Origin of the sequence: Bacillus sp. EU55 (genome assembly GCF_038005925.1) — a bacterium.
Lineage (GTDB): Bacteria > Bacillota > Bacilli > Bacillales > Bacillaceae > Bacillus > Bacillus velezensis.
Map to the genome: position 1 here is coordinate 1235593 of NZ_JBBOUE010000001.1, position 24144 is coordinate 1259736.

Below are 24144 nucleotides of genomic sequence, written 5' to 3' on the forward strand. Positions count from 1 at the left end.
CGACCTTGATATGATAAAATAAATGCTGTACTTTGTTAAAAAAGGAGAACATTATGCAAAAGAGAATTGAAATCCAAAATGCATCATTAACAGAAGACGCGCTCCGCTTGAAGTGCGGAGAGGACTTAAGCGGAGCGGAACGCAAAGCCTCAGGTCAAATGCTTGTTGATTCCGATCACTTTGCTTTTGTATACATACTTGAATCAGCTGACTCTTTTGAATATGTCATTATAAAAGAACATATCTGGCCGGATCTGAAAGAAGCCTTAGACCAAAGAAAGCCGGCGGTCCTTGAGGCCGGCGGAAAAACGGTTGAACTTTCAGGGCTGCATGAAGAACTCGATTATCTTCTTGAAAATATTAAAGATAATGCAAACTACGGAGATATGGAAGAAAAAGTGAAAAACGTATTTCTTTAGAACAGGTTCGGAATTGGGGGATGTACGATGGATGACAAACAATGGGAGCAATTTCTAGCGCCATACCGCCAGGCTGTTGAAGAATTAAAGGTGAAGCTGAAAGGCGTCAGAACCCTTTATGAGTATGAAGATGACCACTCACCGATTGAGTTTGTGACAGGCCGCGTGAAGCCGGTGGCGAGCATACTTGAAAAAGCGAGACGAAAAAGCATACCGCTTCATCAGATTGAAACGATGCAGGATATCGCGGGGCTGCGTATTATGTGCCAATTTGTCGATGATATCCAGATCGTCAAAAATATGCTGTTTGCCAGAAAAGATTTTACCGTTGTCGATAAGCGGGATTACATAGCAGAGCATAAGGAAAGCGGATATCGGTCTTACCACCTTGTCGTTTTATATCCTTTACAAACAACGTCCGGAGAAAAGCACGTTCTTGTGGAAATACAGATTCGGACGCTTGCCATGAACTTTTGGGCAACCATTGAGCATTCACTGAATTACAAATACAGCGGGAACATTCCCGAAAAAGTAAAGCTGAGGCTGCAGCGGGCCTCAGAAGCCGCATCCCGGCTCGATGAAGAAATGTCAGAAATCCGCGGAGAAATCCAGGAAGCCCAAGCCGCGTTCTCGCGAAAGAAAAAAGCGGGAGACCGCCAGTAGGAAAGGAGGGGAATGGCATGAAATTTGCCGTTTCTTCAAAAGGAGACGAGGTTTCAGATACACTGAAAAGCAAAATACAGGCGTATTTACTCGATTTTGATATGACCTTGGATGAAAAAGAGCCGGAAATCGTTATTTCCGTCGGCGGTGACGGAACGCTTCTTTACGCATTTCACAGGTACAGCGACCGTCTCGATAAAACGGCGTTTGTCGGAGTTCACACGGGGCATTTGGGTTTTTATGCCGATTGGGTTCCGCAGGAGATAGAAAAGCTCGTTCTGGCCATCGCCAAAACGCCGTATCATACCGTGGAGTATCCCCTTCTTGAGGTGATTGTCACTTATCATGATGAAGAGCGTGAGGAGCGGTATCTGGCTTTGAACGAATGTACGATCAAAAGCATAGAAGGCAGTCTCGTCGCTGACGTGGAAATTAAAGGCCAGCTGTTTGAAACGTTCAGGGGAGACGGTTTATGTCTGTCCACGCCTTCCGGAAGCACGGCTTATAATAAGGCGTTAGGCGGCGCAATCATCCACCCTTCCATCAGAGCGATTCAGCTTGCGGAAATGGCATCCATTAACAACAGAGTGTTCAGGACTGTCGGCTCGCCGCTTTTGCTTCCCGATCATCATAACTGTGTCATCAAACCGAGAAACGACGTCGACTTTCAAGTCACAATTGATCATTTAACCTTGTTGCATAAGGATGTCAAGTCCATTCTATGCCGTGTGGCAAATGAAAAAGTCAGATTTGCAAGATTCCGCCCTTTTCCGTTTTGGAAAAGGGTGCAGGACTCCTTTATCGGAAAAGGCGAATAGAAAGAGGAAACGGATTGGACAACTTTTTTATCCAAAAGAACATGACTGCCCGGGAAGCCGGCATGACGATAAAAGAATATACGGCGCAGCTCGGCATTTCAAAGCGGCTACTCGCTGACATTAAATTCGGCGGGGGAGACCTGCTTGTGAACGGAGAGCATGTAACCGTCCGCACCGTGTTAGCGGACGGAGACGTGCTTAAGATTGAATTTCCGAAGGAGCATGTGAGTGAAACGCTTTTGCCTGAGCCGGTTCCGCTTGATATTCTTTATGAAGATGACCATGTGCTTGTGGTCAATAAACAGCCGTATGTCTCCTCAATTCCATCAAGAGAACATCCGTCGGGAAGCATCGCTAACGGAGTGATCAGCCACTACCGAAAAAGCGGCGTGCCATCAACGGTTCATCTTGTCACCCGCCTTGACAGGGATACATCGGGGGCGATGCTGATCGCCAAACATCGGCTTTCCCATTCTCTTTTGTCAGCAGCGCAGAAGAAGGGGCTTGTCAGCAGGCGGTATCTCGCTGTCGTACACGGCATCATGCCGCAGAAGGAAGGAACGGTGGACGCGCCCATCGGAAGAAAACACGACAGTATTATTGAGCGGATGGTAACGCCGGAGGGACAACGAGCGGTGACGCATTTTCAAACGGAAAAAGCGGAACATGCGTTTACGCTTGCAGCCCTGCGGCTGGAAACGGGGCGGACGCATCAAATCCGGGTGCACATGAGCTACCTCGGCCATCCGTTAGTCGGTGATACACTGTACGGCGGAAAAAATGAGGGAATTGCGCGGCAGGCTCTTCACAGTGAGCGGCTTTCATTCGTACACCCCATGACCGGAGAAACGCTCGTTTTTCACGCCCCGGTGCCTGACGATATGAAAACATTAATTGAACACATGTAAAGCCCGAACCGTTTGCCGGTTTCGGGCTTTTTTTCATGCCTGCCTGCCGTGATCTTCGCGAAATCGTGAAGCATCATACGGCATTGAGCTTTCCACAGAGACGGTTTCGTGCTCGGGAAAACGAAAGCCTGTCAGTTGATTGCCGAAGACGCAGCCTGTGTCAATGTTGATTGTACGGTTGACGATCCGGGGGCGTTTTACCGGGGTATGGCCGTAAACAATCCATGCCTTGCCTTCGTAAGCGGCGGCCCAGTCTCTTCTGACGGGTCTGCCGTCGGGATACGTTTCACCCGTGATATCGCCGTACAGAACAAATTCTTTTACCTTACGCGAGTATTTACCGATATCGTCAGCTTTTATGCCGGCGTGGGCGACAACGAGATCGCCATTATGTAAAATGTCATAAAGCGGCGCTGACTCATATAATCGGATGAATTGTCTGGAGACTTCCGTTCTGTCGGCGGGAGACAGCTCTTTCAGTTCGGCTGCCGTCGTTTCCAGTCCGTGCATCACTTTTACGGGGTTTCCTTTTAAGTAACGATACAGTTTGTTGCAATGATTTCCCGGGACATAACGGACGGCTCCTTTTTCATATGCTTTTGCCACAAAACGCATCACTTCTACGGATTTTGGGCCTCTGTCCGTTAAATCCCCCGCAAAGACAAGCGTCCTGCCTTCAGAATGAACGGGCGTTCCGTCTTTCACTTCATATCCGAGCTTTTGCATTAACGCGATCATTTCGTCATAACATCCGTGTATATCGCTGATGATGTCATAAGCCATTCGTGTCAGCCTCCTTATTAACGGTTTTTTATTTATTATGGGGCTAATTCCTATACCTAATTACGCTGTTTTGGTACAAATTAAAAAAGAATTAAAGAAATAAAGCCTTATCACTTTTTTTTCGCGTTCAGCCTTGTTAGAATATGCGTTATGTTTTTAAAAAAAAGTAAGGTTTCGCCCGCTTTAAGCGGGCTTTTATAGCCCTTGTTTTAAGGAGGTATTTACGAATGGAACACACATCAGTCGCATCTTTAGTCGTCGTTCTGATCGTCGCTTTTTTGACGCCGCTCCTTTTACATCGGTTTAAGCTCAGCATCCCCGTCGTCGTCGCGGAGATCATCATGGGGCTTATTATCGGAAAAAGCGGCCTGAATCTTGTCGTTCAGGGAGACACGTGGCTGGAGACGCTGTCGGTTCTCGGCTTTATCTTTTTAATGTTTTTAAGCGGATTGGAAATTGATTTTTCTTCATTTGAGAAAGGGAAGAAAAAACAATTCCTTCCGAATGGCAAGGAAGCGCCCAACACGTTTTCTGCCGCACTGATTATCTTTTTCGGCATCTTTATTTTATCATTGCTGCTGTCCTATGCCTTTGTATTAGCCGGTTTTATACAAAACGCATTTTTAATGACGCTTATTATTTCGACGATATCACTCGGCGTGGTGGTCCCGACTTTAAAGGAAGAACGGATCATGAACTCCAATATCGGCCAGATCATCCTGCTTGTCGCCGTTATCGCGGACTTGGCTACGATGATTCTGCTCGCTTTTTTCTCTTCTCTTTACGGAGAAGACAGCGGAAATATGTGGCTTCTGTTGATTCTTTTTGCCGCGGGGGTCGTGCTGTATTTCTTCGGCAGGATCTTTAAACACCGTTCATTTGTGCAGTCGATGTCTAAAGGCACCGTGCAGATCGGCACGCGGGCCATTTTCACACTGATTATCGTGCTTGTCGCTTTATCGGAATCTCTCGGGGCGGAAAATATTCTCGGCGCGTTTTTGGCAGGCGTTCTGGTATCGCTTCTGTCTCCGAATAAAGAAATGGTGGAACAGCTGGATTCATTCGGCTACGGGTTTTTAATTCCGATCTTTTTCGTCATGGTCGGGGTGAAATTGGACATTTGGACACTTTTCCAAGATCCGAAAACAGTAACGATGATTCCGCTGCTTCTGCTTGCGCTGTTTATCAGCAAAATGTTCCCGGTGTTTTATTTAAAGAAATGGTATGACAAAAGAACCGTGTTTGCTTCGGGCTTTTTGCTGACGTCCACGCTGTCGCTTGTTATCGCGGCGGCTACGATCGGAGAAAGGCTCCACATTATCAGCGCCAATATGTCCGGCGCGCTGACTTTAGTTGCGGTTATTGCCAGCATCATCACGCCGATCGGCTTTAAGAAATTATACAAACGGCAAAGCGCGCCGCAGGAAAAAAAGCGCATTACATTTATCGGCGCCAACCAAATGACACTTCCGGTTACGCTGGAATTGCCTGAGGAGGAATATGAAGTACGGGTCGTCCATGTGTATCAGGAAAATGCCGGGGAAACGCTTGCGGAATCGGTTTTTTCGGTTGACACGATTTCTGATTACGAGCCCGGTACGCTTGAGTCGCACGGTATTTTCAAAACGGATATTCTTGTCGTGGCGACGGGAAATGAAGATGTGAACGCCGAAATCGCCTTAATAGCGAAAGAGAAAGGGACTGAGCGTATCATCGCAAGCGTCGGCTCGGTTGAGCATGAAACAAAACTGAAAGAAGAGGGCATCAGTATTTTTTCTATCCTTCTGTCTACAAAGACGCTCTTGCGCGCATTAATTGAGGCGCCGGGCGTGATGAGCCTCCTGACGAATGAGGAGTATTCGTTATATCAGATCAATCTGGAAAACCCGGCGTATAACGGCATCATTCTGCGGGAATTTCCGCTGATGGGCGATGTGATTTTCGTCCGGATTTTCAGAGGTGTGGACAGCATCGTTCCGCACGGAGACACGCGGCTGAAAACAGGAGACCGCCTCATCGTCACGGGCTCGCGCAACTACGTGTCGGAACTGAGAAAAATCCTTGAAGCTTGACCAAATTGCAATTCGTGATAATATAGAAGGCATAACAAATAAATCATTAATCGTATGACCACTAGGGGTGTCCTTCATAAGGGCTGAGATAAAAGTGAGACTTTTAGACCCTCATAACTTGAACAGGTTCAGACCTGCGTAGGGAAGTGGAGCGGTATTTTTTGGGGGTTCCTTTTATCCATTTAAATTCCAAACCACTTTTCCGATGCGGGAAAGTGGTTTTTTTATTTTATCAGGGGGGAAGACATGATGACATTTTCTGAAGAATGCAGACAGGCGGCTGCCGAATGGTGGGACGGAAGTTTTGTTCATCCGTTTGTAACGGGAATCGGTGACGGAAGCCTGCCGATAGACCGTTTCAGCTATTACGTGCTGCAAGATTCCTACTATTTGACGCATTTTGCAAAAGTTCAGGCGTTCGGCGCCGCATATGCCGAAGACTTGTTTACGACGGGCAGGATGGCGGGCCACGCTCAAGGGACATATGAAGCGGAAATGGCGCTGCACCGCGAGTTTACGGAGCTTTTAGGGATTACGGAAGAAGAGCGTGCGGCATTTAAACCGGCACCGACCGCCTATTCTTATACGTCTCATATGTACAGATCGGTGATGAGCGGCAATTTTGGAGAAATATTAGCTGCACTTCTGCCCTGTTATTGGCTTTATTATGAAGTCGGCGAACACTTAAAAGAGTGCAAACCGGAGCATCCGATTTATGAAAAATGGATCGGTACATACGGCGGAGACTGGTTCAGACAGCAAGTCGAAGAACAAATCAGCCGTTTCGACGAGATTGCTGAAAACAGCACAGAGGACATCCGCGCGAAAATGAAAGAGAATTTTGTGATTTCAAGCTATTATGAATATCAATTTTGGGGAATGGCCTATCAAAAAGAAGGCTGGTCCGAGAAGGGCGGAAAAGAGGTGGAATCTTTTGGAGCTGCACGCGGTAACTGATAATCGCAAACCCGTTGCCGAGCTTGCCGAGGATATTCTTTCGATTCAGCGCGAAGTAAGCTTTATCCATATCCGTGAGCGGGATAAAACAGCGGGAGAGATCATGCAGCTTTTGTCCCTTTTGAAAAAGGGCGGTGCGGATAAGGACAAATTGATTATCAATGACAGGGCGGATATCGCGCTTTTTGCCAACATACACCGTGTTCAGCTTCCGTCCCGCAGCTTTTCCGTAAAGCAGGTGCGAAGCAGATTTCCCCATCTTCATATCGGACGTTCGGTTCATTCGCTGAAAGAAGCTATCCAAGCTGAAAAGGAAGATGCGGATTATGTGGTGTTCGGCCATGTATTTGAAACCGAATGTAAACAAGGACTTGAAGCAAGAGGCATCAGCCTGCTTTCAGAGATCAAACGCACGCTTTCCATCCCCGTCATCGCAATCGGCGGAATGACAATGCAGACGATCGGACACACAAAGCAGGCGAAACCGGACGGAATTGCCGTCATGTCAGGTATTTTCTCAGCTGAAAATCCTGAGGAGGCGGCAAAACGGTATGCACGCGCGGTAAGGGAGGCCGATTATGAAGAAGTACTATGATACAGCGGTGATCGGCGGCGGAATTATCGGGTGCGCCATTTCTTATGAGCTGGCGAAGACGCAGCAGAACGTTGTCTTGTTTGAAGCCGGAGAAGTCGGCCGAAAAACGACAAGCGCTGCCGCGGGAATGCTGGGCGCTCATGCGGAATGTGAAAACCGGGATGCGTTTTTTGATTTTGCCATGCACAGTCAAAGGCTGTATGAAGCGGCGGGGCAAGAGCTTGAGGAAGCTTGCGGCATTGACATCAGGCGCCATAACGGCGGAATGCTTAAACTGGCGTATACCGAAGAAGATATCGCCCGTCTACGGAAGATGGATGATCTGCCTTCCGTCACCTGGCTTTCAGCGAAAGATGCCCTTGAAAAAGAGCCTTACGCTTCAAAAGACATTCTCGGCGCAAGTTTTATAAAAGACGATGTCCATGTCGAACCGTACTATGTCTGCAAAGCGTATGCAAAAGGAGCGCGGCGCTATGGCGCTCACATATATGAGCATACACAAGTCACCTCCGTAAAACGGGTGAACGGAGAATATTGCATCACAACATCCGGCGGGGATGTCTATGCTGACAAAGTCGCAGTTGCAAGCGGTGTATGGAGCGGCCGGTTTTTCAGCCAGCTCGGCTTGGGACAGCCTTTTTTTCCTGTGAAGGGAGAATGCCTTTCCGTGTGGAATGACGATACCCCGCTGACCAAAACCCTTTACCATGATCATTGTTATGTCGTCCCGAGAAAAAGCGGCCGGCTTGTCATCGGCGCCACGATGAAACAGGGCGACTGGAGCGATACGCCTGACATCGGAGGAATTGAGGCCGTCATTGCAAAAGCGAAAACAATGCTTCCCGCCATCGAACATATGAAAATAGACCGGTTTTGGGCGGGTCTCAGGCCGGGAACAAGAGACGGAAAGCCGTTTATCGGGCGGCATCCTGAAGACAGCGGCATCATCTTCGCCGCCGGCCATTTTCGGAACGGCATCCTGTTGGCGCCGGCAACGGCTGAAATGGTGCGGGATATGATCCTGGAAAGACAGATTAAACAGGAATGGGAAGAAGCGTTTCGAATTGATCGCAAGGAGGCTGTTCATATATGATCCTTCAGCTGAACGGAAAACAAATTGATTGGAATCGAAATGAGGGGACGGTTCAGGATTTGCTTGAATCGTACCAGCTTGATCAAAGAATCGTAGTTGTGGAGAGAAATAAAGAAATCATTGAAAAAAAGAATTATGAAAATACAAGTTTGTGTGACCGCGATGTCATAGAAATTGTCCATTTTGTAGGAGGCGGATGAGGATGTTAACAATAGGCGGAAAACAGTTTCAGTCAAGATTGCTGTTAGGAACGGGAAAATATCCGAGTTTTGAGATTCAGAAAGAGGCGGTGGCTGTCTCGGAATCAGATATTTTAACCTTTGCGGTGCGGCGGATGAACATCTTTGAAGAGTCTCAGCCTAACTTTCTCGAACAGCTTGATTTGTCTAAATATACGCTTCTGCCGAATACGGCCGGCGCCGCAACGGCTGAAGAGGCGGTCCGAATCGCAAGGCTTGCCAAAGCTTCAGGGCTTTGTGACATGATAAAAGTAGAAGTCATCGGATGCAGCCGGTCACTTTTGCCTGATCCGGTTGAAACGCTGAAAGCATCAGAACAGCTGCTCGAAGAGGGATTTATCGTGCTTCCGTATACGTCAGACGATGTCGTGCTCGCAAGACGTCTTGAGGAGCTCGGAGTGCATGCCATTATGCCGGGCGCTTCTCCGATCGGTTCCGGTCAGGGAATTTTAAATCCGCTGAATCTTTCCTTTATCATTGAACAGGCGAAGGTGCCGGTCATTGTCGATGCCGGCGTCGGATCTTCAAAAGACGCCGCCTACGCGATGGAGCTCGGGGCTGACGGCGTGCTGTTAAATACCGCTGTGTCAGGCGCTGATGATCCGGTCAAGATGGCCAGGGCGATGAAGCTTGCCGTAGAAGCGGGCCGTCTTTCTTATGAAGCGGGGAGAATTCCGGTGAAAGATTACGGAACTGCAAGCAGTCCGCGAGACGGTCTTCCGGTATGACGGACAGATATTCCAGACAGGAGCTGTTTCAGCCGATCGGTCCCTCCGGCCAAGAGAAGCTCCGGTCGTCTCATGCCGTGATTATCGGCGCAGGTGCGCTTGGAACGGCAAGTGCGGAGATGCTTGTCAGAGCAGGGGTCGGGAAGGTAACGATCGCTGACAGAGATTATGTGGAGTGGAGTAATCTCCAGCGCCAGCAGCTTTATACCGAAGACGATGTCAGACAGGAAATGCCGAAAGCCGCGGCGGCTGAAAAACGGCTTCGGTCTATAAATAGTGATGTAGAGGTCGAGGGATTTGTCATGGATGTCACTGCGGAAAACGCACCCGGATTGATTCGTGATGCTTCCCTCATCGTGGATGCCGCCGACAACTTTGAAACGAGGCTGATTGTGAATGATGCGGCTGTGCAGAAAGGAATTCCCTTTCTGTACGGCGCCTGTGTCGGCAGCTACGGGCTCTCCTTTACCGTCATTCCCGGTGTAACGCCGTGCCTTCATTGTCTGCTTGAGACATTGCCTTTAGGCGGTATGACATGCGATACGGCGGGAATCATCAGCCCGGCTGTATTGCAGACGGCCGTTTTTCAGGCAGCAGATGCGCTGAAGCTGTTAACGGGCGGATCTATCGAGCATGTTCTCCGTTCCTTTGATTTATGGAAAAATGAACGGTCAGAAATAAACGTCGCCCGTCTTAAGTCGGCTGATTGCCCAAGCTGCGGCACAAACGATTATCCGTTTTTATCCTATGAAAATCAGACAAAAGCGGCGGTTCTGTGCGGGCGGAACACGGTGCAGATCAGAGCGGGGATCTCTGAACAGTTTGATCTGCAAAAACTTGCGGGACAGCTCAGACGGACAGGGCTTGATGTTTCAGCCAACCCGTATTTAATTTCGTTTTGCAAAGACAATTTCAAGATGGTACTGTTTCGTGACGGCAGAGCATTAATACACGGCACAAGTGATATCAGCAGAGCGAAATCCTTTTATCATAAATGGATCGGATAATGCGAAAGGAGCGAAAAACATCATGAGCATATGCAAAGCATTGACGATTGCCGGATCAGATTCAGGAGGCGGCGCCGGTATACAGGCGGATCTCAAAACCTTTCAGGAGCTCGGCGTTTTCGGGATGTCAGCCATTACAGCGGTCACCGCCCAGAACACTTTGGGCGTTCACGGCATTTATCCGCTCACCCGGGAAGCGCTGGGCAGCCAGATTGACGCGGTGGCGGAAGATTTGCGGCCTGACGCTGTAAAAACGGGAATGCTGTGGAGCGCGGAAATGATTGCGGAAATTGCGGAAAAAACGGATCAGTACGGGCTTGATCATCTCATCACCGACCCCGTCATGATTGCCAAAGGAGGCGCTTCCCTGCTGCGTGAGGAATCTCAGGCCGCATTAAAAGAGCTGTTAATTCCGCGCAGCTATGCGGTAACGCCGAATGTTCCGGAAGCTGAGGTATTGACGGGAATGGAAATCCGCACGTTTGAGGACCGGAAAAAAGCGGCCGAACGCCTTTGCAAGCTTGGTGCAAAGCATGTCATCATAAAAGGCGGACACCAGCCTGAACAGGGGAGGATCGTTGATTTATTATTTGACGGTTCGTCTTTTACCCAAATCAGCCACGCTTATATTGACACCAAACACACCCACGGAACAGGCTGCACGTTCGCAGCCGCGCTGACGGCGGAAACGGCAAAGGGGAAAAACATTCAGACCGCGTTTGAGACAGCCGTCAATTTTGTGCGGGAAGCCGTGGAACATACGCTCGGCATCGGAGCGGGACACGGCCCGACCAATCATTTTGCCTTTAAAAGGAACAGTCTGCAGACGAGATAAAAAAGAGACCGCTTCAACATCCGCGGTCTTTTTCCCATGCTTTCAATCTGGACAAGGTTATGATATGATAAAAATTAAGATCAGGTACTAAAACTATGTCTTTAAGACGATTACAGGAGGCTTTATACATATGAATTTCTCACTTGAAGGCCGCAACATCGTTGTGATGGGCGTTGCCAATAAACGCAGTATCGCATGGGGAATCGCCCGTTCGCTGCATGAAGCCGGAGCGCGCCTCATTTTCACTTACGCGGGAGAGCGCTTGGAAAAATCAGTTCATGACCTTGCGGCTACATTAGAAAGAAATGATTCCATCATCCTTCCGTGTGATGTGACAAATGACGCTGAGATCGAAACTTGCTTTGCGAGCATTAAAGAGCAGGTCGGCGTGATTCACGGCATCGCGCACTGCATCGCGTTCGCAAACAAAGAAGAGCTTGTCGGCGAATATTTAAATACGAACCGCGAAGGATTCCTGCTTGCACATAACATCAGTTCTTACTCTCTGACAGCGGTCGCAAAAGCGGCGCGTCCGATTATGACTGAAGGCGGAAGCATCGTTACACTCACTTACCTCGGCGGAGAGCGCGTCGTTTCAAACTATAACGTAATGGGTGTGGCAAAAGCGTCTCTTGATGCGAGCGTCAGATATTTAGCCGCTGACCTAGGAAAAGAAAACATCCGCGTCAACAGCATTTCAGCAGGACCGATCCGTACGCTGTCTGCAAAAGGAATCAGTGATTTCAACTCTATCCTGAAAGAAATTGAAGAGCGCGCGCCGCTGCGCCGCACGACAACACCTGAAGAAGTGGGCGACACGGCTGCATTCTTGTTCAGTGACCTGTCAAGAGGCATCACGGGCGAAAATCTTCACGTTGATTCAGGATTCCATATTACCGCACGTTAAATAACAAGCAGTCCCTTTCAGGGATTGCTTTTTTCTTTCTTCTGATTTTAATCATTCCGTCATATAAATAAAACATGACAGAATCGGAGGGATGAAGATGTCAAAACAAAACAGAAACGCGGAAAAAAAACCGCTCATGTATATTGTTCAGGCGGATTATTCAGACACGCAATCATCAATGCAGGACATATTAATCAAAAAAAGGAAAGCGCCTCAGCCGCCGGAAGAAGAGCCGATGCATGGAAAGCGGGAGGAAGAATGTCAAACTCAGCCTGAAGGAGCAGTGGCTGTCGAACCAGAAAAGCAAGTACCTGAACAGCACAGCCGCGCAGAAGAAGCCGTTCAAGAAGTTCCGGCGCAAGCGGAGCAGGACAATGCCAAGCCCGACGCCGCTAAAAAAGAGCCTGATGCCGCTGAAAAAGAGCCTGAAGCGGTTCACAATGCCGCCCCAGAGGAAAAGGTTCCGCCAAAGCGCGTGAAAAAGCCGATGAGCAGAATGTCCATTCTTGAAAAAATTGATTTCTTAACGAAGCTGCCGCATAATATGCCGCGGACCCTTTGTCTGATAGAAGCCAACGGGAAAACCTACAGAGGCGTAATCGTCGGCAGAAAAAATAATGCGATCTTCCTGCGGACGACAAGCAACGGAGCGCCGGCAGAACTCGCAATAGACGATATTACCTCGCTGCATCCGCTTGGATTTTAACCATACAAAAAGCTGCCTGAATTCTTTCATCCGGCAGCTTATTTTTATGCTTTTTGATTTAAGAATGTGTGCGGTTGATCAGTCTCGGGTTCAGGCAATTGATGGCGCAGAAGCTATGGAGATCGACTTCAACGCAATAGTTCGTTTTTTCTAAACGGAATACATCGCAGAGAGAGTCTTTATCTGTAAAATCAAGAATGTGCTTATGCTCGTCAAAAGCAATAAGCAGGCTTAATGTGGCACAGCCGTCACAGACCCTTTCAACTCTGAAAAAAACGGTGTTAAAACACGGGCCGTTATCCAGCTCGCCGACATTTCCGAATGCGGTAAACGGTGATGATTTAGAAGTGAAAAGCACAAACGGCACTGTATCGCCTAATGAAAAACCCGGCGATAAAAGGTTGGAATAGCATCCGGCCGGGCAATCTTCCTCGACCGCATTTTGCAGGTCTTCAATATTTTCTACCGCTTCACGCACACAGTATGTTGTATGCTTGCTCATAATATCCCTCCTGACTTCACGTTTTATATACCGGATTAAACGATATCGGAGAGTCAGCCGCCCGGAAGTCCGGGCGGGCTGATGATTGCATCTGTAATAGAAGGTTGGAAGGGGATTCTTCTTTAGGAAAGATGCGAATCAATGACTATCCGTGATGCTTTTTCTCTTTGTGCGGCTCAGGCCGGTCAACAAGCTCCGGTGAAAGGCATTGAATGGCGCTGAAGCAGCTCAGATCAACTTCAATGCAAAAATCTGTTTTTTCTAAACCGAAGAAATCCGGGTCACAAGGATGGCAGACGCTGAGGGTGTCGCCGTGCACATCTACGGGGCGCAATACTGAAAGCGTTGCGCAGCAATCACAAACTCTTTCTGCCCGGAAGAAAATAGACTCGAAGCACTGGCTGTCATCCGCAAAGCCTCCGACGTTCCCGAATGTGGAGAACAAACCGCCTTTTTTATCAAACAAGAGAAACGGGATGGTATCTTTACCGGTAACCGTCGGGCTTAACAGATTGGTATAGCATCCAGTCGGGCATTGTTCTTCAACAGCCTCTTGTTCTGCTAAAATCTTCTCGACTGCATCGCATACACAACTTTCATCTCGGCCATGGTGTTTTCCGCAGCTCATGGATTTCAGCTCCTTCTTTTAGGGTATTTGACTTTTGTCTTTAACAACATATGTACGCGAGCCTCACTTGGTGTGGGTGAACGTCTATATATTCATCATATGCGGAGAAAATAAGAAAAAGCAGAGCATTTTTAGCTCTGCTTTTTCTTTTTAGAGGACAAGGGTGATGACTAAGACGGCAATCAGTAAATTTGTCGCTGTTGAGATCAACACTGCGATATCGGCATCTACTGTTGTCACGTTTACGCCGCGGGAGTTTTCGATGAGCAGTTTTTGACGGTTGATTTGTTTGTTAGCTGTTAGCTGCAGTAAGTCTTGTGCGACCAATTCAGCGATGACTCCGTCAGCGATTGAAGTGAGAGTGGCCGTTACGACTGCTGCATTAATCGCTGTCATGACTGAAGCGACTGCTTGAACGTCTGTTGACGTTACGTTAATATCACAAGAGTCTCTGATAATAATCGCTTCTTCAGAAACTTGTTTGTTGATATTCGCTTGAGCAAGGTCTTGGTCAAGGAAGGCATTATCTTCGCCAAATCCATGTCCGTTACAGCAAACATTACATCTTCTGCCTTCTTTTTCTTCTTTTTCTTCTCGCGGATGTTCGCATTCAGGATCAAGTGCAACCCAAGAGTATGGTCTGCTTTCCATATCTATTCCTCCTTTTCTTTTACTATTATTAAATGAGCCGGCCCCTTACTTTGACTCAGGCATCTATCCTGATAAAAATCACTATTTTTTAGTTATTGACCGGGATTTTGGCGTCTTTGCCGGAGCTGTTCGATTAATTGTTCTCTGCGGGTTTGCGGATTGGTCTGCTGATCTTGCGCTTTTTCCTGCTCTTTTTTCTGTTTCTGGCTTTCAAGAAAAGCTTCTGTTTTTGCCTGCATGTCTTTGACTAATGCGATCAGCATTTCTTTTTCTTCATCAGGTATTTCCCGCATTTTATCTTTTGTCACGCCGTGTTTTTTGAAGACATTGCTGACAAGCACCTTTAAAAGCGGATCCACTTCTGGTAGATTTTCGAGTTCTTTTTTAAATTTTTCGTTATCTGCCATTTGTTCTCACCTCTATTTAAATATTTGAAAAGAAAGGTTAAAGGATGTCTAGTTCAGCAAAAAGTATATTTAATAATTGAAACAAAATTTGTACAAAGGCCATAATATCGTCTGCAGTCAGTGTGATTTTAATATTGCGGCTGTTCAGGACTTGAATGACGGTCCTCTTTTTTATTTGGCAATCATCCAGGATCAGCAGTTCGGTTGCTATTTGGTCGGCTGTGTCTTCATCTGCGATCGCGAGCTGTGTCGCGAGGATAATCGCCGTAGTAACTGAGGCTTGTATAGAAAGAGCGGCCGTTATATGTGTTGTATCTATTGTGACATTTTCGCAATCAATCACTTCGATCTTCTGCTCGAATTCGTTAGATAATTGTTCGAATATTTGCGGTTGCAGTGTTTCGACTTTTTCTTCAAACGACATAACCTTCACTCCTTTCTCATTCATACTCTATATAATGCAAATGAAACGCCGAGCGGAATAAGAAAAACAACTAAACCGCACCTATTTTTTTACCGGACAAGGTGCGATTCATGAAGATCAGGGTTTTCGCATATGTATAAAGAGGTCAAGTTTTGAAAAGGAGTGAACAGGTGGTTATCAATTGGCTTTCATTTATTCTGTTATCGTTTGCCGTTTTCCGGCTGGCCAGGCTTTTCGTATTTGACACCATTATGGCGCCGCTTCGGAGCCTTTTTCACGAGGAAAAAACAGAAACCGCACCCGACGGCACGACAGAAACCTACATTGTCATAAAAGGAAAAGGCATCAGGGCATTTATCGGTGAACTTCTCAGCTGCTACTGGTGTACGGGCGTGTGGTGTGCCGCCTTTTTAATTGCGGCGCAGATTGTGGTACCCGAGGCCGCGCAATGGCTGATTTTGCTGTTAGCCATAGCCGGCGCGGCCGGGATCATTGAAGCTGCGGTTTCTCGTCTTCTGCAGGAATAAGGCGGTTCCACCAGCAACTTACCGTCACTTTCGGCATAAACTGGCATATATGACATAAGGAAAGGAAGGATCACCATGAATCAATCAAGCAAACCTTCCCAACATTCTCCATACAAATCAACTGTGCATCAGCCTTACGAAAAAAAAATTAAGAAAAAAGGCTGCGGCTGCGGCCAAAAGAAAAAACCGAAATAGCCGTTTTCTAAAAAACCGGAGCTTCCGGTTTTTTTGTTTTTTGCCGAACGCCGGCCTCTGTTCGGCATAGATCATAGGAGGAGGGGATGTTATGAATATATTTGAATCATTCATAAACGGTAAATACCGCCGGCACAATCAAAACCAGCGGGAGCATGACAAATATATCTTATCTATTGAAAAACAGCTGTCTGAGTTTGATGAAGCGGGATCGCGCTTTGAGGAATGGATAGATGTGTTTGCCGCCGAAACAGAAGCGAAACTGAAGAAAAATGAGCATTCTCACTAAAATGAATGAAATCCGCACCGGCCCTATGCATTTATCCAAGCCAAACAAGTCGGCTCACATAGAGTATAGAGAGTAAAGGAGGTGCTTAGATATGGGATTCGGATATGGCGGATTCGGCGGCGGCTACGGCGGTTATGGCGGCTGCGGCGGATACGGAGGCGGCTATGTCGGAGGCGGATACGGCTCAACATTTGTTCTTGTTGTCGTATTGTTCATCCTTCTGATCATTGTCGGTGCATCCTTTTTTGGCTAAACCTTAGCAAGACCTTGGATAAGCGCGGGACCATTCAGTCCCGTGCTTCCCTGATGTATGAAGGAGTATAGAGACGGGGCACTCGGAATTTTTTCCTTGTCTTACGGGCACATGTTCCGCTCTTTATTCATACAATATCGTATTACTCCACAAAAGGAGGCACACCATGGATAATCAATTTTTCAAAAATATTGAGAAGAAAACAGGCGTCAGCATGAAGGATGTCATGAACCTTGCAGGATCATTGCAAAATGCCAATTTCAAAGATGAAAACACGGTGAGAGGCGTCATTCAGAAGGTGTCCCAGCTGGCTAATAAGCGTGTTCCGAAAGAATTGGAAGACAAAATCGTTCAATCTATTACAAGCGGTAAAGAGAAACTTGATTTTGGCACCATTTCTAAAATGCTGAACAATAAATAGGCGTCAGCCGGCCTTGTTAAAAAGGCCTTTTTATGTGAGAAGAACCCGGCAGTGATCTGCCGGGTTCTTTATATCCTGAGTGCGCTCCGTCTGTCCGTCCGAAGAAGGGGCTCGAGAAATCTTGAGCTGCGCGCTGTTTTTCCCCGCCTGTACGCGGGACAAGATACATATAAATGCTGCATGGCCCTTGTCATTGCGACATACAGAAGCCGTCTTTCTTCTTCGAGCGGAGCGGGATCACCCTGTCTCGCCGTCTCAAGCGCGAAGTCATGGGGGATCGAGCCGTCAGCCGCGCCTAAAATATAGACCGTATTGAATTCAAGACCTTTAGAGCGATGAATGGTCAGCAGTTCGACGCCGTTTTCATCGGTTTTCAGATTCTCAGCGGCGCGCATATGATCGACATGGGCAAGAAAATCGGGAATGGTTTTGAATTTTTTGGCGGCCACTTTGACATCCCTGAGATCATCAGAGCCTTTTTCCAGTTTGTTTCCCTCATTGCCCCGTTTTTTTAAATACTCGGAAAAACCCATTTTGCTTTCTGCAAAGGTGATGGCTTCAACAGGCTTCATTGTCCGGATGCTTGCGAAAAACGGAACGATCTGCTTGATCTTCCCTATTTGAAAAGGCTTCAGGTCAGGCAGTTTCGTCAGTGCCTTAATCATCGTGCAATCTTCCGTGATTGACAGCGCCTTTAACGTTTGCAGGGCAGATTGCTTTAAAAATAAGGCGGGCAGCAGGTCTTTCACCGCATCCGGATCATCTTCATTCTGACTCGCATATAAGTAGGCGAGGATCTGGCGTACGATTCTGCGGCTGTAGAACGTCTGCACGCCCCGGTCGGCATGATAAGGAATCGATGATTGATGCAGTCTTTCATAAATGGCCCGTCCGGCGCTGTTTGTCCGGTAAAGCACGGCAAAATCGTCAGGACTCGCCCCGTTTTGAATTTTCTCTTTCATATCCGAAACGATCATGGTCGCTTCTTCTTCTTCATCGTAAGGATAAAATATCACGGGATTGTGAACGCCGTCTTTGACGGCAGAAAGTGTTTTTTCATACCGTTTTTTATTTTTCTTTACGACGGCATGAGCGCTTGAGACGATCGGATGCGGCGATCGGTAATTTGCCGTTAAGTAAATGGTCTTTGCTCCCGGATAATCCTTTTGAAAATCAAGAATGAAAGACGGGCTGCTGCCGCGGAACGCATAAATGGATTGGTCGTCATCACCCACGCAGCACAGGTTATTCTCCGGGCTTGCGATCATTTGCATAATGTTGTACTGGACAGGATTGATATCTTGAAACTCATCAATCAAAATATGAGAAAATCTGTTTTGGTACTGCGCGAGAATATCAGGCCGGCTTTGAAACAGTTCATAACAGCCTTGGGCCATGTCATCAAAATCAAATTGCCGTTTTTCCCGCTTCTGCCATTCGTAATGTTCGTAGAGCCTGTACACTTTTTTCTCCCAGTCGTCCGCAAGCGGAATGGTCTCATGGGGGAGATACGTGTTTTTCCAGCAGCCGATAAGCTGAAGCGCCTGGTCGACGGGAAACTCTTTTTCATCCAAATTTTCTTCGTAGAGCGCCTTTTTTACATATTGCTCTTTTTGCCACTCCATTTTTAAAAGCTGGCTGCCGTTCCATTTTGAAGAATCATAATGATAGAGTATTTTATAGAAAAAGCTGTGGAATGTTCCTGTCACGAGACGGGAGACTTTTCCGGATGCCAGACCGTACTCATTCGCCATCCGCTCTTTCATTTCGGCGACGGCTTTTGTCGTAAAGGTCACAAGCAGCATATTCTCGGGTGAAATGCCGAGGTGTTCAATCATATGGGCGGCGCGTGCTGTCAGCACCCTTGTTTTTCCGCTTCCCGCTCCGGCAAGCACTAATAAAGGCCCGTCCGTTTCAGTAACTGCCTTCATCTGTTCACGGTTCAGGCCGATGCCGGGGAACAAAGATGTATCAGCCGCCTCGGATGTTGGTGAAAATGGTTCGGCCGCAGGCACTTTTTTCGGGCTTTTCCATTCTGAGACGATCGGTTTCGGATTCTCTGAAATCGCTTTTCCTTTCGGCAGGCGGAACATGCCGGCTTCCTTATACTCTTCTTTTTCTTTCTCTGCTTGCGGTTCCTCGGCCGCGCATGCTTTTTCACAGGCGGTGAAGTCTCCCTTTTGCCGGTGATAAAATGCCGGCTGCTCTAAAATCGAAAGCCGCATCAAGACGGGCTGGTCACAATGTGCGCAAAAAATATTTCCTTTTTGAGCTTCTTCAAAAAGGAATTGGTAATGTTCTCTGGAATATGTATGTAAATGTATCGTTCGGTTATTCAGTCGGGCGCATTTCAAAAAGGGGTCCTCCCATTAAAAGGTGTTCATCCATTTGATAGACAAAGAATATCATAACAAAAGAACCGCGTTTCAAAAAGTAAGATTAAGGGAAATGAAAAGCGAAGGGGAGGGGTACATATGATTTATGCAGGACGGATTCAAAACCAGCAGTATTCTCAATACGCCAACCGGGCAGCGGGTTATAAGCCTGATTACGCCGGCATTACGAAAGCGGCCGCCCTCGCCAATGACAGGTTGTACAGAGAGGTGGAGCGCCGCCAGGAAAACACCGCAGCCGCAGAAAAGAAAGTACATGAGGAAAAACGTAAGCGCTCTCTTTCCCGTCTGCCGCAAATCATGGGAAAAGGCCGGCTGATAAATCAATACGTGTGAAAAAGGGGCTGGGACAAAACCCACCTCTAAGACGAAAAAAACGGTGAAATTTTACGACGAGTAAACTTTCACCGTTTTTGATTATTTTACAATAAAAAATAAGGACAACTTCTGATAAAATTAAGTTACCATACAAAATCTAATCAGAAAGAAGTGTCCTTATGTTTAAAGATTATACCATGAATCAAATCGTTTTGCCTTTAGATTTAGAAGTAAAGTTACAAAATAATGATATTGCCTACCATGTCCATCATTTAGTGGAAAGTATCCCTCAAGAAGCGTTTGAACCATTTCTTCGAAATGAAGGTTGTCCTGCCTATCATCCACGCATGATGCTTAAAATTATTCTATGTGCCTACACTCAATCTGTCTTTTCAGGGCGTAAAATAGAGGCCCTATTAAAAGACAGTATCCGTATGATGTGGTTAGCTCAAGGGTATGAACCAAGCTACCGTACAATTAACCGATTTCGTGTTCAACCAGTAGTGAAAGATTTAATCCGTCAATGTTTCATCCAATTTCGCTGCCAATTGATTGAAGAAAAACTGATCGATCAAGAAGCGATATTTATCGATGGTACAAAGATTGAAGCGAATGCGAATAAATTTACGTTTGTCTGGAAGAAAGCGATTGAGAAATTTCATCAGCGTTTAATTGATAAGTCAAACCAGTTGTACAATGAGTTGCTTGAGAACGAAATCATACCCCAAATGGAACGGGAAAGTGATGAACAGCTATCATTTGGAGAGCTCACTCAAATGGTTCAAAAAGTAGACGAAGTAGTGACCGAATATGATAAACAAATAGAAGCATCTTCAGACGTTACGGAACGAAAAGCCTTACGAAGGGAACGAAAATACCCGAAACAAGTGCGTAAACAGTTGATTGATTTTATCCTAAGAAAACGGAAGTACCAACAGGATCTTAAAATCTTTGGACCACGTAATAGCTATTCTAAAACAGATCTAGATGCGACATTTATGCGAATGAAAGATGATTATATGAAAAACGGGCAATTGAAAGCTGGTTACAATGTACAAATCGCAACGGAAGGTCAATATGCGCTTGCTTATAGTCTATTTCCAAACCCAACAGATACACGTACGTTAATTCCATTTTTAGATGAGATCGAGCAACATTATTTCGAGTTACCGAAACATATAGTTGCAGATGCAGGTTATGGTAGTGAACAAAACTTTAGTGATATTCTCTCAAACAGAAACCGAGAAGCACTGATAACATATAACATGTTTTTGAAGGAACAAAAGAAAAAGTACAAACAAAATACATTTAATCCTGATAACTGGGTATATGATCAAGAAACCGATACATATACGTGCCCTAATCAGAAACGTTTAGAATTTCAATATCATTCTGTCCGAACGGACGCTACAGGTTTCCAAAGGAGTTTCAAAGTCTACGAGTGCGAAGACTGTTCAGGATGCCCATTCCGTTCATCATGTACCAAGGCAAAAGAAGGAAACAATCGAAAACTAATGGTGAACAAAAAATGGGAACAGCAAAAAGAATATGTGAGAGCGAAGCTTTCAGAAGAGAAAACGAGTGCCATCTATCGAAAACGTAAAACCGATGTGGAACCAGTTTTTGGATTCTTGAAGGCTAATTTGCGTTTCACTCGATTTTCTGTACGAGGAAAATCGAAGGTAGCAAACGAAATGGGTCTCGCATTAATGGCAGTGAATTTAAGAAAATTCACTGCCAACTTCTAAGGTAATAGAAGAATTTATACATAAAAATAAAGAAAGATGAATTTGAGTACCCCCAAATTCACCTTTCTCATTATTTGAAGCTAGTTTTGTCCCAGCCACTTTTTTTGAGTCGTATATATGAAAGATGCGGAAAGGAATGATCCAATTTGAGAAAGCTTTCATTATTAATTGCGGGGTTATTTCTATTCGGCCTCTTTACTGCCGGAATGAAACCGGCAGACGCGGCGGAGGGCTCCGCAGCAAAAGATGTCACTCTCACACAGCTGGCGCCGCATGTTTGGATGCATACAAGCACCGGTACGGCAGACGGAAGTCCCGTCCCTGCGAACGGATTGCTTCTTGAGACTTCCAAAGGAATCGTACTGATTGATACTCCGTGGAATGACAGTCTCACAGAGCAATTAATGACACAAATAAAAAAGCGGTTTCCAGGAAAAAGGATGACCGATGCCATTGTGACACACGCCCATGATGATCGTATCGGCGGTCTGAACACCCTGTACAAATACGGTGTAAAGGTGCACAGCACGAAACTGACCGCCGACTTCGCCCGACAGCAGGGATATGACCGGCCGCTCGGAGATTTGAAAAACGTGACAAAGCTGCAGTTTGGCGATATGAAAATTGAAACGTTTTATCCGGGAAAAGGGCATACGGAAGACAATATGACCGTCTGGATGCCTGAGGATAAGCTCTTATTCGGCGGATGCTTAATCAAGGCTTTAGAAACAAAGGAAATCGTGCCTACTCCGGGCTTTTATCCGGATCAGTGGCCGCGCGCCGTCCGCAAAGTCATGAAAAGATATCAGGACATCAGCATTGTCGTTCCGGGCCATGGCAGTCCGGGGGATGACCGTCTGCTGCCGCATACGATAAGCCTTCTGAAAGAAACGTAATAAAGAAGACCGGCGCTCCCATTACGGAGTGCCGGCTTTTTTTATTTCTTCCTGATTTTCATAAAACTGAGGAAAGCAAGTGCAAGCGCCAAAACGGTATATCCCGCTATCGGCCAAATATGCTGATGAAAGGAAGAATAATCTCCGGATATGACTTCCTGGGCCAGCTCGATCGAGTGAATAAACGGTAAGGCATAAGCGATATGTTTGAATGTGTCACCCAGCAGGCTCACCTCCATCCAAGCCCCGCCCAGAAATTGCACGAGTGTAATATAAATCGTTCCGATACCTGAAATTTGTTTGTCCGTAAACACAGCCCCTAAACATAAACCGAAGAAAACGGACATCATCGCAATCGGCAGCAAGACAGCGATACCTGCGAGAAGATTCATCCACTCGGCGGATAAACCGGCAGCCGCTGCTGCGATAAAACAAATGACGATTTGTAAAATGGCTAACGGCAGCATCGGCAGTGCATAACCGATGACATAATCGGCTGTTTTTAAAGGGGAAGCAAACAAACGGGTCAAAAGGGCGGTCTGTTTGTCTTTTGCGATCAGCAATGCAGAGAACATCGTAAGGAAAGCGAAACCGAAAACAATGAGTCCGGGTGCTAAGTGCTGAATTTTAAAGGTATCAAGCGGCGCATTTTTTTCAATCGCCGTAAACAGAAACAATAGAATAACAGGCAGTGCGATTCCAAGGATAATAGACAGGGGGTCACGAAAAATTTCTTTGCGGTTGCGAATGGCGAAATCAAGCATAAAGACCCGCCTCCCCGTCACAAATCGCTAAAAAGGCATCTTCAAATGTGGCTGAATGAGTTTGCATTTTCAGAGCCTCCGCCGTGCCCAGTGCTTTTAAAGTCCCATTTTCTAAAATGCAAATACGATCTGCCAGGGCTTCAGCCTCTTCTAAATAGTGTGTCGTTAATATAATCGTCATGTCTCCCTTTAATGCCTCAAGATTTTTCCACAACTCGCGGCGTGAACGGACGTCCAGCCCTAATGTCGGCTCATCTAAGAAATAAATATCCGGCTTGGTGATCATTCCCATTGCGATGCTGAGGCGGCGCTGCATTCCTCCTGATAATGTTTTTGTTTTTGCTCTTTCTTTCTCTTTTAATTGAAACAATTCGAGCATCTCATCTGTTCTTTTTTTTGCTTCTTTTTTCGGAATTCCGTAGACTCCGGCTATAAACTCTAAGTTTTCCCGTACGGTTAGATGAGGAGCGATGGCTGTTTCCTGCGGGGACATATTCAATTTCGGTTTTATTTTATCCAAATCAGTCAAAATACTGTGTCCAAGCACTGATGCATCACCGTCATCCGGAGAAAGAAGTCCGCAAAGCATACTGATTAATGTCGTTTTTCCGGCTCCGTTCTCACCGAGTAAAGCGAAAACTTCCCCTTTCTCAACTGAGAACTCAAGACGGTCAACGGCGGCGGTTTCTTTATAATGTTTCGTTAATTGCTTCAGCTCAATCGCGTGCATTTACTCATCCTCGCTATCTTCATCGATTTGCTTAGCGTTTAAAATATCTTTTGCAAATTTGAAAAAGAGTTCTTGTTTTACAAGTGCGATACCTTGCTGGTCATCCCCGAGCATAAGCAGTGAGTCCCCCGGATTTATATCGAAAACATCTCTTGCTTCTTTAGGAATGACAATCTGTCCTTTTGTACCCACTTTAACAGTCCCGAATATGTGTTTTCCTTTTGGTGCAGTCATGTTTATCCCTCCGAAATATGAATTGTATTTTTTG

At 46.5% G+C, this 24144-nt stretch carries 31 protein-coding genes and 1 riboswitch; of the genes, 21 read left to right on the forward strand and 10 right to left on the reverse strand.

What is annotated here, in order from left to right:
* Nucleotides 1-53 precede the first annotated feature (53 nt).
* Genes NYE50_RS06525 through NYE50_RS06540 form a run of 4 tightly spaced genes read left to right on the forward strand, consistent with a single transcriptional unit; the run spans nt 54 to nt 2808 of the window.
* Nucleotides 54-419, forward strand: coding sequence for a UPF0738 family protein (locus NYE50_RS06525; RefSeq protein ID WP_012117290.1), 366 nt, complete (start codon nt 54-56; stop codon nt 417-419).
* A gap of 27 nt (nt 420-446) precedes the next feature.
* Nucleotides 447-1082: a GTP diphosphokinase gene (gene yjbM, locus NYE50_RS06530; RefSeq protein WP_003155019.1), complete on the forward strand. Its 636-nt coding sequence runs from the start codon at nt 447-449 to the stop codon at nt 1080-1082.
* A 17-nt stretch (nt 1083-1099) separates the two neighbouring features.
* Nucleotides 1100-1900 (forward strand): NAD kinase, encoded by an 801-nt coding sequence (locus tag NYE50_RS06535; RefSeq protein ID WP_003155018.1) that lies wholly within the window; start codon nt 1100-1102, stop codon nt 1898-1900.
* Nucleotides 1901-1914: 14 nt separating this feature from the next.
* Nucleotides 1915-2808 (forward strand): RluA family pseudouridine synthase, encoded by an 894-nt coding sequence (locus NYE50_RS06540; protein ID WP_159354010.1) that lies wholly within the window; start codon nt 1915-1917, stop codon nt 2806-2808.
* 33 nt (nt 2809-2841) lie between these two features.
* Here the strand turns inward: NYE50_RS06540 and prpE are convergent, their stop codons facing one another.
* On the reverse strand, nt 2842-3591 hold the full coding sequence (gene prpE / locus NYE50_RS06545) for a bis(5'-nucleosyl)-tetraphosphatase PrpE (protein WP_007409101.1): 750 nt from the start codon (nt 3589-3591) through the stop codon (nt 2842-2844).
* 227 nt (nt 3592-3818) lie between these two features.
* Between prpE and NYE50_RS06550 the strand changes: the two genes are divergently transcribed.
* The 10 genes from NYE50_RS06550 (at nt 3819) to NYE50_RS06595 (ending at nt 12730) form a co-directional block, all read left to right on the forward strand.
* Nucleotides 3819-5663 (forward strand): monovalent cation:proton antiporter family protein, encoded by a 1845-nt coding sequence (locus tag NYE50_RS06550; protein WP_224988789.1) that lies wholly within the window; start codon nt 3819-3821, stop codon nt 5661-5663.
* A 53-nt stretch (nt 5664-5716) separates the two neighbouring features.
* Nucleotides 5717-5825: riboswitch (TPP riboswitch) on the forward strand.
* A gap of 87 nt (nt 5826-5912) precedes the next feature.
* The gene (gene tenA / locus NYE50_RS06555) at nt 5913-6620 is read left to right on the forward strand and encodes a thiaminase II (protein WP_015417218.1); all 708 of its coding nucleotides are present in this window, start codon (nt 5913-5915) and stop codon (nt 6618-6620) included.
* A complete protein-coding gene (tenI, locus tag NYE50_RS06560) occupies nt 6598-7215 on the forward strand; it encodes a thiazole tautomerase TenI (protein WP_224988788.1) in 618 nt (205 codons plus the stop codon). The genes tenA and tenI overlap by 23 nt, the downstream gene beginning before the upstream one ends.
* On the forward strand, nt 7199-8308 hold the full coding sequence (thiO, locus tag NYE50_RS06565; RefSeq protein ID WP_224988787.1) for a glycine oxidase ThiO: 1110 nt from the start codon (nt 7199-7201) through the stop codon (nt 8306-8308). The genes tenI and thiO overlap by 17 nt, the downstream gene beginning before the upstream one ends.
* On the forward strand, nt 8305-8508 hold the full coding sequence (thiS, locus tag NYE50_RS06570; protein ID WP_007409096.1) for a sulfur carrier protein ThiS: 204 nt from the start codon (nt 8305-8307) through the stop codon (nt 8506-8508). Before thiO ends, thiS begins: the two co-directional genes overlap by 4 nt.
* Nucleotides 8505-9275 carry a thiazole synthase gene (gene thiG / locus NYE50_RS06575; RefSeq protein WP_007610655.1) on the forward strand — a complete coding sequence of 257 codons (771 nt, stop codon included), beginning with the start codon at nt 8505-8507 and terminating at the stop codon, nt 9273-9275. The genes thiS and thiG overlap by 4 nt, the downstream gene beginning before the upstream one ends.
* Complete coding sequence (thiF, locus tag NYE50_RS06580; RefSeq protein ID WP_033574521.1) at nt 9272-10282, forward strand: thiazole biosynthesis adenylyltransferase ThiF; 1011 nt, start codon at nt 9272-9274, stop codon at nt 10280-10282. Before thiG ends, thiF begins: the two co-directional genes overlap by 4 nt.
* A gap of 22 nt (nt 10283-10304) precedes the next feature.
* Nucleotides 10305-11117, forward strand: a complete 813-nt coding sequence (gene thiD, locus NYE50_RS06585) for a bifunctional hydroxymethylpyrimidine kinase/phosphomethylpyrimidine kinase (protein WP_070081636.1) — start codon at nt 10305-10307, stop codon at nt 11115-11117.
* A gap of 130 nt (nt 11118-11247) precedes the next feature.
* Nucleotides 11248-12024: an enoyl-ACP reductase FabI gene (gene fabI, locus NYE50_RS06590; RefSeq protein ID WP_003155001.1), complete on the forward strand. Its 777-nt coding sequence runs from the start codon at nt 11248-11250 to the stop codon at nt 12022-12024.
* A gap of 97 nt (nt 12025-12121) precedes the next feature.
* Nucleotides 12122-12730, forward strand: coding sequence for a CotO family spore coat protein (locus NYE50_RS06595; protein WP_302681664.1), 609 nt, complete (start codon nt 12122-12124; stop codon nt 12728-12730).
* Between the two features lie 58 nt (nt 12731-12788).
* Here the strand turns inward: NYE50_RS06595 and cotZ are convergent, their stop codons facing one another.
* The 5 genes from cotZ to NYE50_RS06620 all read right to left on the reverse strand — a co-directional run bounded on the left by cotZ (nt 12789) and on the right by NYE50_RS06620 (nt 15342).
* Nucleotides 12789-13232, reverse strand: a complete 444-nt coding sequence (cotZ, locus tag NYE50_RS06600; RefSeq protein WP_003154997.1) for a spore coat protein CotZ — start codon at nt 13230-13232, stop codon at nt 12789-12791.
* A gap of 145 nt (nt 13233-13377) precedes the next feature.
* Nucleotides 13378-13860 (reverse strand): CotY/CotZ family spore coat protein, encoded by a 483-nt coding sequence (locus NYE50_RS06605; RefSeq protein ID WP_003154995.1) that lies wholly within the window; start codon nt 13858-13860, stop codon nt 13378-13380.
* Between the two features lie 150 nt (nt 13861-14010).
* Entirely contained in the window at nt 14011-14511 is a 501-nt protein-coding gene (locus tag NYE50_RS06610; protein ID WP_015239583.1) for a spore coat protein, read from the reverse strand.
* 92 nt (nt 14512-14603) lie between these two features.
* Entirely contained in the window at nt 14604-14918 is a 315-nt protein-coding gene (locus NYE50_RS06615) for a spore coat protein (RefSeq protein WP_160182568.1), read from the reverse strand.
* 37 nt (nt 14919-14955) lie between these two features.
* Entirely contained in the window at nt 14956-15342 is a 387-nt protein-coding gene (locus NYE50_RS06620; protein ID WP_224988786.1) for a spore coat protein, read from the reverse strand.
* A gap of 170 nt (nt 15343-15512) precedes the next feature.
* Between NYE50_RS06620 and NYE50_RS06625 the strand changes: the two genes are divergently transcribed.
* From NYE50_RS06625 to NYE50_RS06640, 4 genes are all read left to right on the forward strand, one after another.
* Complete coding sequence (locus NYE50_RS06625; protein ID WP_014417437.1) at nt 15513-15869, forward strand: DUF1360 domain-containing protein; 357 nt, start codon at nt 15513-15515, stop codon at nt 15867-15869.
* 286 nt (nt 15870-16155) lie between these two features.
* Nucleotides 16156-16353 (forward strand): hypothetical protein, encoded by a 198-nt coding sequence (locus NYE50_RS06630; RefSeq protein ID WP_012117306.1) that lies wholly within the window; start codon nt 16156-16158, stop codon nt 16351-16353.
* A gap of 91 nt (nt 16354-16444) precedes the next feature.
* A complete protein-coding gene (locus NYE50_RS06635) occupies nt 16445-16606 on the forward strand; it encodes a YjcZ family sporulation protein (RefSeq protein ID WP_007610678.1) in 162 nt (53 codons plus the stop codon).
* Between the two features lie 166 nt (nt 16607-16772).
* Nucleotides 16773-17027 (forward strand): stage VI sporulation protein F, encoded by a 255-nt coding sequence (locus NYE50_RS06640; RefSeq protein ID WP_003154986.1) that lies wholly within the window; start codon nt 16773-16775, stop codon nt 17025-17027.
* A 68-nt stretch (nt 17028-17095) separates the two neighbouring features.
* Here the strand turns inward: NYE50_RS06640 and NYE50_RS06645 are convergent, their stop codons facing one another.
* Complete coding sequence (locus NYE50_RS06645; protein WP_224988785.1) at nt 17096-19381, reverse strand: ATP-dependent helicase; 2286 nt, start codon at nt 19379-19381, stop codon at nt 17096-17098.
* 120 nt (nt 19382-19501) lie between these two features.
* Here NYE50_RS06645 and NYE50_RS06650 point away from each other — a divergent pair, with 120 nt between their 5' ends.
* The 3 genes from NYE50_RS06650 (at nt 19502) to bla (ending at nt 22382) form a co-directional block, all read left to right on the forward strand.
* Nucleotides 19502-19756, forward strand: coding sequence for a hypothetical protein (locus NYE50_RS06650; RefSeq protein ID WP_032874485.1), 255 nt, complete (start codon nt 19502-19504; stop codon nt 19754-19756).
* A 161-nt stretch (nt 19757-19917) separates the two neighbouring features.
* The gene (locus tag NYE50_RS06655) at nt 19918-21486 is read left to right on the forward strand and encodes an IS1182 family transposase (RefSeq protein WP_340762868.1); all 1569 of its coding nucleotides are present in this window, start codon (nt 19918-19920) and stop codon (nt 21484-21486) included.
* Nucleotides 21487-21632: 146 nt separating this feature from the next.
* Entirely contained in the window at nt 21633-22382 is a 750-nt protein-coding gene (gene bla / locus NYE50_RS06660; RefSeq protein WP_224989082.1) for a subclass B1 metallo-beta-lactamase, read from the forward strand.
* Nucleotides 22383-22423: 41 nt separating this feature from the next.
* Here the strand turns inward: bla and NYE50_RS06665 are convergent, their stop codons facing one another.
* Genes NYE50_RS06665 through NYE50_RS06675 form a run of 3 tightly spaced genes read right to left on the reverse strand, consistent with a single transcriptional unit; the run spans nt 22424 to nt 24110 of the window.
* Nucleotides 22424-23146 carry an ABC transporter permease gene (locus tag NYE50_RS06665; protein WP_014417442.1) on the reverse strand — a complete coding sequence of 241 codons (723 nt, stop codon included), beginning with the start codon at nt 23144-23146 and terminating at the stop codon, nt 22424-22426.
* Nucleotides 23139-23876, reverse strand: a complete 738-nt coding sequence (locus NYE50_RS06670) for an ABC transporter ATP-binding protein (RefSeq protein WP_014417443.1) — start codon at nt 23874-23876, stop codon at nt 23139-23141. Before NYE50_RS06670 ends, NYE50_RS06665 begins: the two co-directional genes overlap by 8 nt.
* Nucleotides 23877-24110, reverse strand: a complete 234-nt coding sequence (locus tag NYE50_RS06675; RefSeq protein WP_224989079.1) for an AbrB/MazE/SpoVT family DNA-binding domain-containing protein — start codon at nt 24108-24110, stop codon at nt 23877-23879.
* Nucleotides 24111-24144: the final 34 nt, after the last annotated feature.

Excerpts from the sequence above, each read along its gene's own strand:
- NYE50_RS06605 (WP_003154995.1), bottom strand. The coding sequence starts at position 13,860 with ATGAGCTGCGGAAAACACCATGGCCGAGATGAAAGTTGTGTATGCGAT.
- prpE (WP_007409101.1), bottom strand. The coding sequence starts at position 3,591 with ATGGCTTATGACATCATCAGCGATATACACGGATGTTATGACGAAATG.
- cotZ (WP_003154997.1), bottom strand. The coding sequence starts at position 13,232 with ATGAGCAAGCATACAACATACTGTGTGCGTGAAGCGGTAGAAAATATT.
- NYE50_RS06670 (WP_014417443.1), bottom strand. The coding sequence starts at position 23,876 with ATGCACGCGATTGAGCTGAAGCAATTAACGAAACATTATAAAGAAACC.
- yjbM (WP_003155019.1), top strand. The coding sequence starts at position 447 with ATGGATGACAAACAATGGGAGCAATTTCTAGCGCCATACCGCCAGGCT.
- NYE50_RS06550 (WP_224988789.1), top strand. The coding sequence starts at position 3,819 with ATGGAACACACATCAGTCGCATCTTTAGTCGTCGTTCTGATCGTCGCT.
- NYE50_RS06525 (WP_012117290.1), top strand. The coding sequence starts at position 54 with ATGCAAAAGAGAATTGAAATCCAAAATGCATCATTAACAGAAGACGCG.
- thiG (WP_007610655.1), top strand. The coding sequence starts at position 8,505 with ATGAGGATGTTAACAATAGGCGGAAAACAGTTTCAGTCAAGATTGCTG.
- NYE50_RS06665 (WP_014417442.1), bottom strand. The coding sequence starts at position 23,146 with ATGCTTGATTTCGCCATTCGCAACCGCAAAGAAATTTTTCGTGACCCC.
- NYE50_RS06650 (WP_032874485.1), top strand. The coding sequence starts at position 19,502 with ATGATTTATGCAGGACGGATTCAAAACCAGCAGTATTCTCAATACGCC.
- thiS (WP_007409096.1), top strand. The coding sequence starts at position 8,305 with ATGATCCTTCAGCTGAACGGAAAACAAATTGATTGGAATCGAAATGAG.
- fabI (WP_003155001.1), top strand. The coding sequence starts at position 11,248 with ATGAATTTCTCACTTGAAGGCCGCAACATCGTTGTGATGGGCGTTGCC.
- NYE50_RS06630 (WP_012117306.1), top strand. The coding sequence starts at position 16,156 with ATGAATATATTTGAATCATTCATAAACGGTAAATACCGCCGGCACAAT.
- NYE50_RS06595 (WP_302681664.1), top strand. The coding sequence starts at position 12,122 with ATGTCAAAACAAAACAGAAACGCGGAAAAAAAACCGCTCATGTATATT.
- thiD (WP_070081636.1), top strand. The coding sequence starts at position 10,305 with ATGAGCATATGCAAAGCATTGACGATTGCCGGATCAGATTCAGGAGGC.
- NYE50_RS06655 (WP_340762868.1), top strand. The coding sequence starts at position 19,918 with ATGTTTAAAGATTATACCATGAATCAAATCGTTTTGCCTTTAGATTTA.
- NYE50_RS06640 (WP_003154986.1), top strand. The coding sequence starts at position 16,773 with ATGGATAATCAATTTTTCAAAAATATTGAGAAGAAAACAGGCGTCAGC.
- NYE50_RS06620 (WP_224988786.1), bottom strand. The coding sequence starts at position 15,342 with ATGTCGTTTGAAGAAAAAGTCGAAACACTGCAACCGCAAATATTCGAA.
- NYE50_RS06615 (WP_160182568.1), bottom strand. The coding sequence starts at position 14,918 with ATGGCAGATAACGAAAAATTTAAAAAAGAACTCGAAAATCTACCAGAA.
- NYE50_RS06635 (WP_007610678.1), top strand. The coding sequence starts at position 16,445 with ATGGGATTCGGATATGGCGGATTCGGCGGCGGCTACGGCGGTTATGGC.
- tenA (WP_015417218.1), top strand. The coding sequence starts at position 5,913 with ATGACATTTTCTGAAGAATGCAGACAGGCGGCTGCCGAATGGTGGGAC.
- NYE50_RS06535 (WP_003155018.1), top strand. The coding sequence starts at position 1,100 with ATGAAATTTGCCGTTTCTTCAAAAGGAGACGAGGTTTCAGATACACTG.
- NYE50_RS06675 (WP_224989079.1), bottom strand. The coding sequence starts at position 24,110 with ATGACTGCACCAAAAGGAAAACACATATTCGGGACTGTTAAAGTGGGT.
- NYE50_RS06610 (WP_015239583.1), bottom strand. The coding sequence starts at position 14,511 with ATGGAAAGCAGACCATACTCTTGGGTTGCACTTGATCCTGAATGCGAA.
- thiF (WP_033574521.1), top strand. The coding sequence starts at position 9,272 with ATGACGGACAGATATTCCAGACAGGAGCTGTTTCAGCCGATCGGTCCC.
- thiO (WP_224988787.1), top strand. The coding sequence starts at position 7,199 with ATGAAGAAGTACTATGATACAGCGGTGATCGGCGGCGGAATTATCGGG.